This window comes from Synergistaceae bacterium, from assembly GCA_031267575.1.
Taxonomy (GTDB): Bacteria; Synergistota; Synergistia; order Synergistales; family Aminobacteriaceae; genus JAIRYN01.
Genome location: JAIRYN010000030.1, coordinates 1 through 13,779 on the forward strand (window position 1 = coordinate 1; position 13,779 = coordinate 13,779).

15 protein-coding genes are annotated in these 13,779 nt (G+C 53.0%); 13 read left to right on the forward strand and 2 right to left on the reverse strand.

What is annotated here, in order from left to right:
• The coding region (gene groL, locus LBJ36_03940; GenBank protein ID MDR1378181.1) for a chaperonin GroEL at positions 1–1,354 on the reverse strand (1,354 nt) is incomplete at its 3' end.
• Between the two features lie 33 nt (positions 1,355–1,387).
• A complete protein-coding gene (groES, locus tag LBJ36_03945) occupies positions 1,388–1,678 on the reverse strand; it encodes a co-chaperone GroES (protein ID MDR1378182.1) in 291 nt (96 codons plus the stop codon).
• Between the two features lie 503 nt (positions 1,679–2,181).
• On the opposite strand from groES, the gene LBJ36_03950 reads away from it, so the two are divergent.
• The 13 genes from LBJ36_03950 (at position 2,182) to LBJ36_04010 (ending at position 13,642) form a co-directional block, all read left to right on the forward strand.
• The gene (locus LBJ36_03950) at positions 2,182–3,276 is read left to right on the forward strand and encodes an AAA family ATPase (protein MDR1378183.1); all 1,095 of its coding nucleotides are present in this window, start codon (positions 2,182–2,184) and stop codon (positions 3,274–3,276) included.
• Positions 3,277–3,279: 3 nt separating this feature from the next.
• Positions 3,280–3,675 carry a hypothetical protein gene (locus tag LBJ36_03955; GenBank protein MDR1378184.1) on the forward strand — a complete coding sequence of 132 codons (396 nt, stop codon included), beginning with the start codon at positions 3,280–3,282 and terminating at the stop codon, positions 3,673–3,675.
• 130 nt (positions 3,676–3,805) lie between these two features.
• Positions 3,806–4,486, forward strand: a complete 681-nt coding sequence (locus tag LBJ36_03960; protein MDR1378185.1) for a histidine phosphatase family protein — start codon at positions 3,806–3,808, stop codon at positions 4,484–4,486.
• 159 nt (positions 4,487–4,645) lie between these two features.
• Positions 4,646–5,191, forward strand: a complete 546-nt coding sequence (locus LBJ36_03965; protein MDR1378186.1) for a sigma-70 family RNA polymerase sigma factor — start codon at positions 4,646–4,648, stop codon at positions 5,189–5,191.
• Positions 5,192–5,221: 30 nt separating this feature from the next.
• Positions 5,222–5,896, forward strand: coding sequence for a hypothetical protein (locus LBJ36_03970; GenBank protein MDR1378187.1), 675 nt, complete (start codon positions 5,222–5,224; stop codon positions 5,894–5,896).
• A gap of 158 nt (positions 5,897–6,054) precedes the next feature.
• Entirely contained in the window at positions 6,055–7,797 is a 1,743-nt protein-coding gene (locus LBJ36_03975) for a BamA/TamA family outer membrane protein (protein MDR1378188.1), read from the forward strand.
• A gap of 40 nt (positions 7,798–7,837) precedes the next feature.
• Positions 7,838–9,157, forward strand: coding sequence for a hypothetical protein (locus LBJ36_03980; GenBank protein ID MDR1378189.1), 1,320 nt, complete (start codon positions 7,838–7,840; stop codon positions 9,155–9,157).
• 152 nt (positions 9,158–9,309) lie between these two features.
• Positions 9,310–10,395, forward strand: a complete 1,086-nt coding sequence (gene lpxD / locus LBJ36_03985; protein MDR1378190.1) for a UDP-3-O-(3-hydroxymyristoyl)glucosamine N-acyltransferase — start codon at positions 9,310–9,312, stop codon at positions 10,393–10,395.
• A complete protein-coding gene (locus tag LBJ36_03990; GenBank protein ID MDR1378191.1) occupies positions 10,392–11,255 on the forward strand; it encodes a UDP-3-O-acyl-N-acetylglucosamine deacetylase in 864 nt (287 codons plus the stop codon). Before lpxD ends, LBJ36_03990 begins: the two co-directional genes overlap by 4 nt.
• A gap of 23 nt (positions 11,256–11,278) precedes the next feature.
• Positions 11,279–11,749, forward strand: a complete 471-nt coding sequence (gene fabZ, locus LBJ36_03995) for a 3-hydroxyacyl-ACP dehydratase FabZ (GenBank protein MDR1378192.1) — start codon at positions 11,279–11,281, stop codon at positions 11,747–11,749.
• Positions 11,746–12,573 carry an acyl-ACP--UDP-N-acetylglucosamine O-acyltransferase gene (gene lpxA / locus LBJ36_04000; GenBank protein ID MDR1378193.1) on the forward strand — a complete coding sequence of 276 codons (828 nt, stop codon included), beginning with the start codon at positions 11,746–11,748 and terminating at the stop codon, positions 12,571–12,573. Before fabZ ends, lpxA begins: the two co-directional genes overlap by 4 nt.
• A 91-nt stretch (positions 12,574–12,664) precedes the next feature.
• On the forward strand, positions 12,665–13,435 hold the full coding sequence (gene rsmG, locus LBJ36_04005) for a 16S rRNA (guanine(527)-N(7))-methyltransferase RsmG (GenBank protein ID MDR1378194.1): 771 nt from the start codon (positions 12,665–12,667) through the stop codon (positions 13,433–13,435).
• Positions 13,436–13,474: 39 nt separating this feature from the next.
• Positions 13,475–13,642, forward strand: a complete 168-nt coding sequence (locus LBJ36_04010; GenBank protein MDR1378195.1) for a hypothetical protein — start codon at positions 13,475–13,477, stop codon at positions 13,640–13,642.
• The last annotated feature ends 137 nt before the right edge of the window (positions 13,643–13,779 follow it).

A 13,779-nucleotide genomic window follows, 5' to 3' on the forward strand; every position in this document is an offset into this window, starting at 1 on the left:
GGAAGAGAGGTGCCTTCAATGCCTTCAAAACGATCTGCGCCCCCGTCTTGACGTCGCCCTCCAGCTTGGCGACAAATCCCTCCAGAGCGCCGGAGCAGTTGATCGGAGCGACGCCGCCGCCGGCTACGATACCTTCCTCGACGGCCGCCCGGGTCGCGTTCAGCGCGTCCTCAATGCGGTGCTTCAGCTCTTTCTGCTCGGTCTCCGTTGCAGAACCCACCTGGATCACAGCCACGCCGCCCACCAGTTTCGCCAAACGCTCCTGGAGCTTCTCTTTGTCGTAGTCGGAGGTGGAGTCTTCGATTTCTTTCTTGATCTGAGAAGCGCGTTTACGGATCTCATCAGGATTGCCCGCGCCCTGAGTGATGGTCGTGTCCTCTTTGGTGATGCGGACCTTCTTGGCCTTGCCCAGCATGGAAAGCTCGGTATTCTCGAACTTCAGGCCCACTTCCTCGCTGATGACCTGACCGCCGGTAACGATGGCGATGTCGGCCAGCATAGCCTTACGACGGTCGCCGAACCCAGGCGCTTTGACGGCCACTACCTGCATGACGCCGCGCAGTTTGTTGACCACCAATGTGGCCAGGGCCTCGCCCTCCACGTCTTCGGCGATGATCACCAGGGGCTTGCCAGTCTGGACAACCTTTTCTAAAACGGGCAGCAGGTCTTTAATATTGCTGATCTTGCCGTCGTGGATGAGGATGTAGGCATCGTCGAAACTGGTCTCCATGCGCTCGCCATCGGTGACCATGTAGGGGCTGATGTAACCCTTGTCGAACTGCAATCCCTCGACCATCTCCAGGGTGGTACCTACGGTCTGGCTGTCCTCCACGGTGATGACGCCCTCTTCGCCCACCTTCGCCATGGCCTCGGAGATCAACGCCCCCACGCCGGCGTCGTTGGCGGAGATAGCGGCGACCTGAGCAATTTTTTCTTTTTCTTTGACGGGAATGGATTTCTTTTTCAGCTCTTCCACGACGAAGTCGATGGCCTTTTCAATGCCAGACCGCATCTGCATTCCGTTGGCGCCTGCGGCCACGTTCTTCATACCCTCACGAATAATGGCCCGAGAGAAAATGGTAGCGGTGGTGGTGCCGTCTCCGGCGATGTCGTTAGTCTTGGAGGCGACTTCTTTCAACAACTGGGCTCCCGCGTTCTCAAAGGGATCTTCCAGCTCGATTTCCTTGGCGATGGTAACGCCGTCATTGGTGATGGTGGGGGAACCGAATTTCTTTTCAAGCACAACGTTGCGACCCTTGGGTCCTAACGTCACACCCACCGTGTCCGCGACTTTATCGATCCCGCGAAGCATAGCGCGGCGGGCGTCCTCACTGAAAGCAAGAATTTTAGCCATAGTATATAATCCTCCTCTAAGCTGACTCTTAGATTACTTCTCGATGATAGCGAGCACGTCCCGCTCGCTGAAGATGACGTACTCCTCGCTGTCGATCTTGACCTCAGTACCCGCGTACTTGCTGAAGATAATTCGGTCGCCGACCTTTACCTCAATAGGCAACTTCTGACCATTGTCCAGCACCTTACCTGAACCGATGGCCATAACCTCGCCCTCGGTAGGCTTTTCTTTAGCCGTATCGGGTAGAACGATGCCGCCCTTTGTCTTTTCCTCACGGCTGAGAACTTTGACTACAATTCTGTCTCCAAGCGGTTTGAGATTCATAAACAATCCCTCCTGATATTTTAATGTTAGCAGTCTTTGTTAAAGAGTGCTAATCATTTTCACAAGTGGAATAATAGCTTTTTACTCCTTCGAGTTCAATAGGTGGAAATACGTAAGTTCTGTTCATGGATTCTGCCCGGATCAAATGATAGAATAGATGCTGGAAAGCTTTTTTATCTGTAAAGTCTTTCGTTAAGCTACTTTAAAGTTATGGAGGCGAGTTTCGGCGACTGTGGCGGAATCTCGCAATTGGAGATGGAGGGATTGAGATGAGATTTTTCCTGATGGGTCTTGTTTCTTGGACATCTTTCGCCTGCCTCTTTTTATTGTGCCTCCGACGTCAAAGCATCGTTGACGGGAAAGGCATGTGGCGTAAAAGACCTTGGCATGAACGAAGCTATCGAGTTCCAATTTCGTCCGGTTTTCAATCCGACGGTTTTCAATCCGATCTTCAATGCTTCAATCCGAAATGCTTTAATCCGACCGATCTTCAAAAGGAAGTCGTGGACCTTCGGAAAGCTAAAAACGACATCGAACGCGAAATGGAAGCGCTTCGCTCCAAAATCGAGATTTTGGAGGCGTCCCATTCCGGTTTTGTAGTTGTTCAAGCTCAACGGGATGGAGCCCGTTCGGCGAGTGTTGAAGGCTCGAATCCCCAAGCCGAGGTTTCAAAAGGAGAGAAGAAAGAGAAGAATATGAAAGTCGTGTCTATCATCAACTATAAGGGCGGCGTGGGAAAGACCACGATTACCTCCAACATCGCGACATATGCCGCCTCCAAGGGAAAACGGGTACTCATGATTGATCTAGACCCCCAGACGAACCTGACGCTTTCGTTCATGACAAACGAAAAGTGGATCGAGAGTTATGCCGAGGAAAAGACCCTCAGAAATTTCTTCTGTCCTATCCTCAACGGTACGGGACCGACGACGCCTTTGAGTTCTTTGGTCATTCCTCTGAAGATCGAGGACGTCGACCTGAGTCTCATCAGTTCCCATCTGGAACTTATTAGCGTCGATACAGACCTGGCGATGTGTCTGGGAGGAGGAAACGAGCAAATTCTCAAGTATAATTTCCTGACCGTGCATAACTACCTCCGAAACGCCATCAGAACGCTGGAAGGAGATTACGACATGGTTTTGATCGACTGTCCTCCAAGCTTCAATACCGTCGTCAAGAACGCGCTTACCGCAAGCGACTTTTACCTTGTTCCCGCCAAGATGGATTACCTTTCAACCTTGGGCATAGAGCAGCTCCATCGGAACTCCAATCTTTACGTTGAAAAGCACAATCAATTCGTGGAGGAGGTGGGAAAGCCTTTCACGAACATTTTCCCCAAGACCCTCGGTGTCGTTCCCACCATGCTGTCGTTGTACGGCAGATCCCCCATCGCTTCAAATCAACTCTACCTAGGCCAAGTGGCGCAGAGGGGATACCACCTTTTCCCAGGTTTGAGGGAAAACACCAATATCTACGCGCCGGCCCCCAACGATGGTATTCCCGTATACCTCACTCACAGCGCCAGCAGCGCTTTGCCCGGCATTATCGCGGAAATAGCGGATCTCTCCGAGGAATTTATCGCGAAGGCGGGTCTATAAGGCGTGGAATCAAAAAAAATTATTGACGCGATAAAAAAAATATTGACCGACTTGAGCAAGCTCGACGAGCAGCAACTGGAGCAAATCATCGATGGCAGCATGAAGTTCAAATGCGAATTTCCCAAGGCAAGAGGTACTGACAAGACCAATGGATCTTCCGCGACTTCCGTTTTCGCGCCCGCGTTTAAGGAGTACAAAACGGCGCTTTTCTCCTGTACGAGCAGAACCGATGCCACAAAGTACCTGAGTGGACTCAAAATGAAGGTTTCCGACCTCAAACAGTTCGCGAAATACTTAAACCTGAAGGTCCCCGCAAGCGGAAAGGATGCCATTCTGAAGGCCGTCGTCGACCAAACGGTGGGCTTTCGATTGGATTCTCAGGCCGTTTTCCGCACATGATGACGTGTCTTCATCCTTAGTTTTAGATCCTTAGTTTTGAATCCTTAGTTTTGGATCCTTAGTTTTGGATGTTATAATTTCATGATTTCCGCGTATACGTCGACAATAAGAAAGGTTGTGTCGGAGAAAATTGTCAGAGAAGAATTTCGGCGACGCTTTTCATGATAGGAATATCGTTAGGAATATCGTGTTGATGCGCCACGGGCGAACGGACTGGAACGACGCTCACAGATTTCAGGGGCGTACCGACATACCTCTCAACGACAAGGGCCTAGCTCAAGCGGAAAAAACAGCGGACCGCCTGGCCAAGTGGCCGGTGGACGCAGTGTACACCAGCCCTATGATTCGGGCCTGTCAAACGGCTCAGCCTATCGCTAACCGCCACGGGCGGAAGCCTATTGTCCTCAATGACTTGGTGGAGGTGGACTTCGGCCCTTGGGAAAATCAGAGTTTTGAAAACATCCGATGTCAATATCCCGATCTCATGAGAAAATGGATGAAAGATCCTTTTTTCCGCGCGCCAGAGGGGGCCGAAACCTGGGAGTCCATCCGGATCCGGGCCGAACGAGCGATAGAGGTCGTTTTACGTGAGGAAGGAAAACGCGTTGTCGTCGTATCCCACGGTGGCATTATGAGGGCGTTGTTTTCGGTGTTATTGGGCCTGGACCCCCACGTCGTGTGGAACATCAAAGCGTCCAACTGCGCTTTGAACGGCATTGAGGTGCGAAAAGATCAGACTCTTCTGGCTTTTTCCAACGACGAACTTCACCTAAAGGAAGAGCTGACGGATATCACCCTACCTGTATGGTAAAATTACTATGGTTGTAAATATTCTCAGAGTGGGGGCATCCACTCTTAAAGGAGAAGACGTAAGACCGGTTTTAGTCAGCTGTCTTTGTCGATCTTAGAATCCCATGACTTTAGTCGTGGGAGTATGTCAAGGAATCGAAAAGGAAGATAGGAGGGCGGCATGGAGCGGGAAAGGGAAAAAGCGCTTTGGTCGCTCTGCCGGGAGGGTAGCCCGGAGGCCAGAGAAGAGCTCATCATCGCTTATCGCCCTCTGGTTTTCTGGTTGGCGGGTAAATTCAAAGTCTACCCTGCTCTGCGGCAGGATGTGGTTCAGGAAGGAATGCTGGCCTTGATCTCCGCGGTGGACCGTTTCGCTCCAGAGCGAGACCTGCGTTTTACTACTTATGCCTATCACCGGATCCGAGGGCAGATGATCAATCTGCTGGACCGATCGGAGCGCCGTGCCCCTATTCCTGTGGACGACGATCAATTGTTTGTCGAGCAGCCTGAGCTACCGGATGAAGAATGGGTGGACGTAGCCGAGAGCATCGACCACCTAGAGGGAAAAGAAGCCCTAGTGGTTTCCGCTCTCTTTTTCGAGGGCAAGCATCCTTCGGAAGTGGCTGACGAACAGAAAATCGACGTTTCCCATGTGTACCGTTTAAGGCGAAACGCCGTGACAAAGATCCGGGCGTGGCTCGGACTTGCCGCTTCCCAAACGCCATAAAAAACGTCTTCCCTGGGATAACATAACAAAATGAGGAAAACGCTTGTCGCGATGTGGGAGGCGAACTTTGTGGAAAAACGCATAGCCGGTATCGCTCGGTGGCTTGATCGGTGTTTGAAGGCGTATAAAACTGGCGCTTTGGAGAGCGCGTTGATGGATGCGGAATGCGCGCGCGCTGACGTCGAACTGCTCAGGAATGAAGTTTGGGAAAAACTAGAAAAGCAATACACCGTAAGGACACGAAAAAGGGATGCCTGGCTACCGGCCAAAGTGGCTTTTTGGGCCATGACCGTGGTGTTAGCTGCGGCGACTCCTGTGGCTTTGCTTGAAAACGTGCCCCGAGGAGAAAAGGCTCTTTGGACAGGACAGGATTCCCCCTCCCTAGAGTGGGTAACTCCAGATGAAAAAACGCTGTTGAGTAACCTACGTAAACATCTGAGCGACGCCAACTCCTTTGCCTCCGCTCAGCGATCAGAGGAGAAGGAGGAGAAAATAGACTTTAAACCAGTGACGGCAACGGCGGTTGCTATGGGAAAATTCGCAGAGAAACCTGCGGTCATCCTGAAGACGCCAAGCCCGGAACCGACGAAGGACTCTGAAGGTCCGGAGACCCCCAGAATACCCTACGACCGCATTTTGTCGTTGGTGCGGACGGGAGAAAAGGCGATGAAACAACAGGAGTCGATTATTGTAATAGAAAGATAGCTATAGGAACAATGAAAATAGGAACAATGAAAAATGGGGCGACTTTTGCAAAAGATTTTTCGCAAAAGTAAAGGTCTTTACAAAACAAGGTCCTTATAAAAACAAGGTCCTTATAAAAATGTGGTCCTTATAAAAATATGGAAGGGAGCGATGAGCGCGTGACGAGACGTTGGGGAGGATGGCGTTTTGCTGTCCTGTGTTTTGTCTTGTTGACGAGCCACGGCGTCGCGTGGGCGGCCGATTCGCAGGTGGTTTCCGTCGGGGTGAGAGGAAACGAACAAGTGACGTTGGAGTACATTTTAGGCGTGGTGGAGACGAAAGCGGGCGACCCCCTGGACAGGGATAGATTGCAGAGAGATATCGAGGCCATCTACAATCAAGGTTTTTTTTCTTTTGTGGATGTGGACCTGAGCGCAAGCTTGGAAGGAGTGACGGTGGTCTACTCCGTTATGGAAAATCCCGTGGTGGAGGAGATTATTTTTACCGGAAACACCGTCTACAAAAGTGAGGACCTGATGAAGGAGGTTTTCACCCAGAAGGGCGCTGTTTTCAATCGGGTGTTTTTCCGAAACGACCTTGATCGTATTCAAGAAAAATACCACAAAGACGGCTACGTGATGGCGCGCGTGGCGGACGTCAACATTCAGGGCGGCTTCATCGAGGTCCAGATTGTGGAACCTCGGGTGGGCGATATTATCATTCAGGGCAATAGAAAAACGAAAACCTACGTCATTCGTCGGCAGATCAAGATGCAAAAAGGAGATCTCTTCAACGTGATCCAGTTCAGGCATCAGTTAGGGAACCTCCAGGGACTGGGGTACTTCGAGGATGTCAACGTGGGTTTCGACTCTCCCGATAACCAGATTGATGTCTTAGACATGATCCTCACGGTCAGGGAAAAGAAGACTGCTGCTATCGGATTCAACATAGGTTATGGGACGGAGACTGGAGTCAGTGGAGGTATTTCCTTCACCGAAAACAACTTGAACGGACTGGGGCACCAGCTCAACATCGGTTTCGAAGAGGGAGACGAGGCCAGTTATTGGGCCACCTACGCGAGTCCTTATATGGATAAGCGCACCTATGGCTGGCGAGTGGGCATCACCTACCGTGATTTCATCGATCAGTATTACTTTCACAACGAGGAAAAACAATTCGAATACGACGAGACCAACTTTGGGATTTCCGCGGGATTAGGCAAGAAGTTCGGTCGTGAGGAAGAGTGGTCCTGGTTTTTCTCTCTCAACTGGCGGGATGTAACCTACGATAACATCCATAGAGGCATCACGAATTACTACGACGATTTGACTATGTGGGACGGCGTGAATTTCTCCGGCGAGTTGCTGTTCACGCTGGATAAACGCGACCCCTACCTGCCCTATTCCAAGGGCATCGTCTGGGAAACGACTTTGGAACAGGCGGCGGAGGTGCTCGGAGGCGACTATAATTATCTGAAGTACTGGACTCAGGCCCGTTACTACATGCCTCTCAATCGATACGTGGATGGTATTATCGACACGGAGGGCATGTGGGGAGAGGAGAATCCGATCCTTTTGGCGGCCCGTGTGCGGATCGGCTCGTCCACGGTAGACGATCTTCCCGCCTTTGCTCGTTACACCTTGGGGGGCATGAACACCCTTCGTGGTTATCACAGCCGAACCTTCGAGGGTAGCAACGTTATCTTAGGGAACTTCGAGCTCCGGGTGCCCGTGCAAAAAAACTTCGAGCTTGTGGGTTTCTACGACGTGGGGAACGCGGCGGATAGCATGGATTGGAGCGAATACTACGACAACTACGGCCTTGGCCTGCGGGTGAAAACCCCCTTGGGACAGATTCGCCTGGACTACGCTGTGGGTGGCGATGAAAACAGAACCTATTTCGGCTTCGGCCAGATGTTCTGAGACCCGCCCTTTATCGACAAGGAATTTTACTTGTAGGGCTGTGGCGGCTGGTTGTCTGGCTACAGCCCTTTTTTTTAGCGCCCCCTTTCTCACGACGTCCCTGGCCGCGATGAAAGTCGAAATGAAAGCCGAAATGGAGTCCAAACTAGAACTCGATGGTGTACCCAGTTGGCTCGAAGCCCACGTTGCCCGTGGCCTCTTGGCTGTATGGGAGGAGATCTCGGCAGGGGACGCGAGGTTTCGTTTGGAGACTTTGGCGTTGGTGGCCAGCCGCCTTTTTCCCGGCTATGACATAACTGTGGATACCGAGAGCAAGGTAAGCCAAGGTTGCCCATTGAAACTATTGAAACTATTGAAGCCCCACGTCTCTTTTAAAGCTCGGAATCCGGTGGAGTGGAGCGCCAGTTTGGCTTTACCGGAGCTGCGAGATCCGGTTATTTCGTGGTTCGAGAGGGATACGTCAGGCATGGTGGACGAAGTGGCGCCTCTTTTGAAGGGGACGCCGGTAGAGGTTCTCACTTGGGCGGATTCCGCGCTGAAGGACCGGATTGGAGAGATTGTGAAACGCCGATTACCGGGTTGGGACTTTTCCCTCTTGGCACATTTAGACAGCGACCTCAACGATCCAGCCCGGAGCGCAGGAACCCTTCAAATTTCTTTTCGCCCCCGTCAGCCCCTGGTGCTGGCCGTAACGCCCTCCATCTTTTCCACCACCCTGCCTGTCATGTTTCAGTCGGACCTGACGGTGAAGCTCATCCCCGGCCTTTCGTCAATCATTGGTTTGCCGGTAGAGTGGATCACCGTTCACCGGGAGGACGCGGAACTCTTGGCCCGGAGCTTGTTGAAGGATCGCAACACCGTCTCGAACACCCGCTCTCGAGTAGATGTAGTGTTTATGCCTGATCAAGTCTCCAAGGTAGATGCCATAGTGAACAGCGAACGATTTATTTTCCAGGTCTGGATAGCAGCCTACGCGGGAGTCAAGGAACGTTACCCCGAACTGGGACTATTGGCGGGTTGGAATACGCGACAATGGTCGGGGATTGACTTGGAACTTTACAACGAGGCGGTGGTAGACATCGGAGAGTTCGGCCTTACGAACCGTCTGGGGCTACGCTTCCCTCTGGGGCGTCAATTTCGCCTAGGAATCGAGATGGAATGGCCGGAGCAGAATATCTGGTACCGGGCCTGGTGGGATTCCGGAGGCATCCGGCGCCTTTATGCCTGGTGGCGTTATAGTGACGAGGGAGGACACAACGCGGCCCTGGGGTATCGTATCGACGAACACCTCTCGATGGAACTCCACTATGACGGCCGCTACGACGAAAAAGTGGGGATAAGAGGCGTCTTACTGCTGTAGGGCGTGCTCACGAAGCAGAGCATGGACTTCGCTAGCTTGAACGTTTACGATAAAGCGATGAGAAAGCCAACGGCTTCAGCCGTTGGATGAGAATCGCAACGCCGCTAACAAAAGATGTTGACAAAATTTGGAAGGAGAAAAAAGCAGCCGAAATGAAGCGGAATTTTGAGACGACCCTTTCAAAACTGGGCGAGGCGTTGGGCCTAGAGGTGGTTGGAGATGGGAGCCGCGTCATTCGAGGCGTTGCGTCTCCCGAAGAAGGAGATCCTCATACTCTGTGCGTAGTCTGGGACGCAAAAAGCCTGGGCATCATTCGAAGTCACGGTGGCGAGGACGTTCCCCTGCTGGCAAAACCGGAGTTTTTGGTAGGTTTAAAGGGATGGTTGGGTCTCTCCTCCCAGAATCCGCGGAAAAATTTGCCCGCCTTGTTGAAGTTTTTTATTCCTTCCGAGCCGGCGCCAAGGGGCATTCACCCCTTCGCCGAGGTCTCCCCCAAGGCCACAGTGTCCGAAGACGCTTGGGTGGGTCCCTTTTGCGTGGTGGAGCCCGGCGCCTCCGTGGCGGCGGAGGTCCAGCTCCAAGCCAACGTCTACGTGGGACGGGAGAGCCGCGTGGGATCTGGAACCGTGTTGGAGCCCCACGTGACGTTGATGGCCGGAACTCAGGTGGGGAAAAACTGCCTGATTCACGCGGGTTGCGTCCTGGGGTGTGACGGGTTCGGCTTCATCCCCTCCCCGGAGGGCATCCTCAAGATTCCCCAGGTGGGCAACGTGACCGTGGGTGATGAGGTGGAAATAGGGGCCTGCGCTACCATAGATCGGGGTACTATTGGGGATACTGTTATAGGTGACGGAACCAAGATCGACAACCACGTTCAGATCGGACACAACGTCAGGATCGGAAAAAACTGTGTTATCTGTGCCATGAGCGGCATCGGAGGCAGTTCCGTTGTGGAAGACGGGGTCACGATCTCTGCTCAGGCTGGAGTTTCCGACCATGTCCGTGTCGGGAAAGGGGCGATCTTGGCAGGCAGAGCGGGCGCTACCAGCGGCATTCAGCCGGGTATGGTTGTTTCGGGTTTCCCCGCACGTCCCCACAGCGAAGCGAAACGAGCCCAGGTTTTGACGATGCGTTTGCCTGAACTTTACGAGCGTCTTCGGCGGCTGGAACGCGCGGTTTGGGGAAATCATCGGGACGACATAGGAGAGCAAAATAAAAGGGAGAAAAGCGAAAAATGAAGTATCGCCGACTAACGCAACCTCTTTTTCGCCAAGGTAGAGGGCTGCACTCGGGACGAGAGTACGCTCTCACCATTGAGCCTTTCGATGGAGCCTTGTCTCTGGAAATAGAAGGTCAACGGTCTTCTTTATCTCAGTTGGCTCTTTCGGGAACTGGGCGGGGGTCCGATTTGATCTTTCCAGACGGAAAACGAGTGCGTACTTGTGAACATGTTTTGTCGGCTTTAGCTGGCCTGGGGGTATGGCGAGCAAAGCTGATCGTGACGGGACCGGGACCCGATTTGGAGATGCCGGGACTTGACGGCTGTGCCCTAGACCTGGCAAGGGAAATTCTGGAAAAGTCCGTTTCTGTCCAGCCTGCCCAAGAACCCCTCCCCTTTCGCCTGTCCTGCCCCATCCAGGTCGGCGGTCCTATCCGGGACGCACCCTCTAGTTTCGTGATCGCGCTGCCGTCGCCGTCCTTTCACGTCACTTACGTAATCGACTACGACGCCGCTCCGATCGGGACCCAGATTTTTGATTACTTTGATCCCTCGGAGGACTCCGAGACTTGGAACTATTACCTGAGGGAGATAGCTCCGGCCCGCACCTTCGCGTTGAGGAAGGACATAGACGCGTTGCGCGCCGCGGGCTTGGCCTTAGGCGGGTCTCTGAACAACGCAATTCTGGTGGACGAAGGAGGCGTAGAGACGGTGGGGGGGCTGCGTTTTCGGGACGAATTCGCGCGTCACAAAGTCTTGGATCTTCTGGGAGACCTGGCCAATTTGGGCCGGCCAGTGGCGGCTCACGTGGTAGCTGTTCGTTCCGGGCACGCGCAACATCTGCAAATGGTAGAAAGGCTTCGCGCTGTGGCGCGATAAATTCGAATTTTTGGGGGTCGCTTATGGATATTATGACAATTATGAGAATGTTGCGCCACCGCTATCCTTTCTTGATGGTGGATCGCATTCTGGAGTACAGTGAAAATCACGTTGTGGGTTACAAAAACGTTACGATCAACGAACCCTTCTTTCAGGGGCATTTTCCCGGAGAACCGGTGATGCCAGGTGTCCTGATCCTCGAAGCAATGGGGCAGGTGGCGTCGATACTGGTCGCCGTGCGCATGGGAGATTCTCAGAGGGGAACGATCGCTTTTCTTACCGGCGTTGACAGGGCGAAGTTCCGTAAGCCGGTGCGTCCCGGTGACAAGCTCGTCACACGGGCGGAACTAACGAAAGTGCGCGGTATCGTGGGCAAGGCCAAGGTCACGGGCTACGTGGACGATGTGGTGGTGGCGGAAGCGGAGTTGAGCTTCATGCTCGGCTCTACCCTCAAGAAGAACGGCGCGCCGGGGGAGGAGGAAAAAGGGGAATGAGCGTCACGATTCATCCGACCGCTATCGTTTCCCCTTCAGCGGAACTGGGCGATGGGGTTCGCGTTGGACCTTACTGTGTCGTGGAAGGGAAGGTCGTCATCGGGGCAAACACGATTTTGGGAGCTTTTGTCAGCGTACACGACCAAGTTTCTATCGGGACAAACTGCCGTATTCACGAATACGTCGCTCTAGGGGGCGACCCTCAAGACCACGGATACAAGGGAGAGGAATCCTGGGTTCGTATCGGGAACGACAACATCATCCGCGAGAACGTCACCATCAACCGAGCTACGGGCGAGGGTTGCGAAACGCTGGTGGGAGATGGGTGTTTTATTATGGACGGCGTGCACCTGGCCCACAACGTGCGGTTGGGGAGTCATGTGACCATCGCCAATAAAGTGGGAATCTCCGGCCACGTCACTGTAGGCGATTACACCGTGTTCGGAGGAATGGCCGGAGTGCACCAATTCGTCCGCATCGGGAGTTACTGCATGATCGGTGGGCTGTACCGGGTCACGAAAGACGTCCCCCATTTCACACTGGCTTCGGGGGAGCCCTTGCGCCTGATGGGACTGAACTCCGTAGGGCTGAAACGGGCCCGCTTTTCGCCCGAAACCCTGGAGGAAATCCGGACTTTCTACCGAGAGCTTTACAGCAAGAGGCGAACCTTCACCCAGTCTCTGCAAGACGCTCTGGAGAAAAAAGCCTCTTATGGCCCTGAAATTCAGCGTATTCTGGAGTTTTACGAGGGTTCTAGGCGAGGGATCACCTTCTGGGGCGGCCGTAACCGTAAAAACCGGTATGGCCCGCTATCGTGTTCTTGAGAGGGTTTGGGGCATGGTCGACTAGGAATTATAACGTTTTTATATCGGTTATATAAATCGGTTATATAATTTGTGTTCGAGGAGGCACGCGATGGAGAATAGAGAGATGGAGAATGGAGAAATGAAGAATGCAGAAATGAAGAATGCAGATCGGAAGAAAGAGCACCATGGATACGAAGAGATCATAAAATTAGAAAGTCTGTGGGGAGAGAAACTCCGGCGCTACGCGGAGCTTCTGGCTTCTTACGCGGCGGCGCGTCTGACGGGTTCTCGGGACGTGGAAGAGCTTTACAACCTCCACGTCAGAGACTCCCTCTATTCTGTGCCCTTATTGCCCAAAGCGGGCAAGGTCATCGACGTGGGCAGCGGCGGGGGGTTGCCCGGCATGGTGTGGGCCCTGTGCCGCCCCGACCTGTCCGTGACACTTCTGGACAGCGCTCGAAAGAAGTGTCGCGCCCTGTCGGAGATGGCGAAAGAGTTGAAGCTCGAAAATGTCTCCGTAATCTGGGGACGCTGCGAAGAACACGCCCTCGTCGCCCGCGAAACGTATGCCCTTGTTGAGGCCCGAGCGTTGGCTCATACGGGAGTTCTGGCCGAGTATTTATCTCCGCTGGCGGCGCCGGGCGGGCGTCTCTTGGCCTTCAAAGGCCCAAAGGGCCTAGAGGAACTGGAAGAACTAACCGAGGCGGGCAACAAATGGGACGAATTGGCTCTATCCTCGCCCGACCTGATACCCTATGGCCCTCAGGACAGGAGTTATTTCTTCGTCATTTGGAAGAAAAAAGCCCCCTGTCCCTTGACCTATCCCCGCAAACCGGGACTAGCGCTGTCGAAAAGTTGGTGGAGCGTTAAAGTCAGTTAAACGAAAACCGATCCTTATTAATGAAAACCGATCCTTTCAATGAAAACCGATCCTTTCAGCGTACTAAGACCCATTCACGCGGAACTCTGGAGAGTAGAAGGTTACAACCGTTCGGATACCCCGGACGATAGCCCAATCAATAGCCATCACACGGCCTTGATTTTCGGCTACGATGTCAAATATCAGTGGCTATCGGAACGCGCATGAACTATCTATTGAACTCCAGAATCTGAACTCCAAAGTCAATTGTAATTTATCGTAATTTCTGCCTTCATTGACCTATCTCTTTAATTGTCGAATTTATTGTCGAAACACGCAGCTCTGTTACCTACACCGCTTGATAC

Coding starts and splice junctions, on each gene's coding strand:
- groES (MDR1378182.1), bottom strand. CDS start 1,678: ATGAATCTCAAACCGCTTGGAGACAGAATTGTAGTCAAAGTTCTCAGC.
- LBJ36_03965 (MDR1378186.1), top strand. CDS start 4,646: ATGGAGCGGGAAAGGGAAAAAGCGCTTTGGTCGCTCTGCCGGGAGGGT.
- LBJ36_03970 (MDR1378187.1), top strand. CDS start 5,222: ATGAGGAAAACGCTTGTCGCGATGTGGGAGGCGAACTTTGTGGAAAAA.
- lpxD (MDR1378190.1), top strand. CDS start 9,310: ATGAAGCGGAATTTTGAGACGACCCTTTCAAAACTGGGCGAGGCGTTG.
- LBJ36_03990 (MDR1378191.1), top strand. CDS start 10,392: ATGAAGTATCGCCGACTAACGCAACCTCTTTTTCGCCAAGGTAGAGGG.
- fabZ (MDR1378192.1), top strand. CDS start 11,279: ATGGATATTATGACAATTATGAGAATGTTGCGCCACCGCTATCCTTTC.
- lpxA (MDR1378193.1), top strand. CDS start 11,746: ATGAGCGTCACGATTCATCCGACCGCTATCGTTTCCCCTTCAGCGGAA.
- rsmG (MDR1378194.1), top strand. CDS start 12,665: ATGGAGAATAGAGAGATGGAGAATGGAGAAATGAAGAATGCAGAAATG.
- LBJ36_04010 (MDR1378195.1), top strand. CDS start 13,475: ATGAAAACCGATCCTTTCAGCGTACTAAGACCCATTCACGCGGAACTC.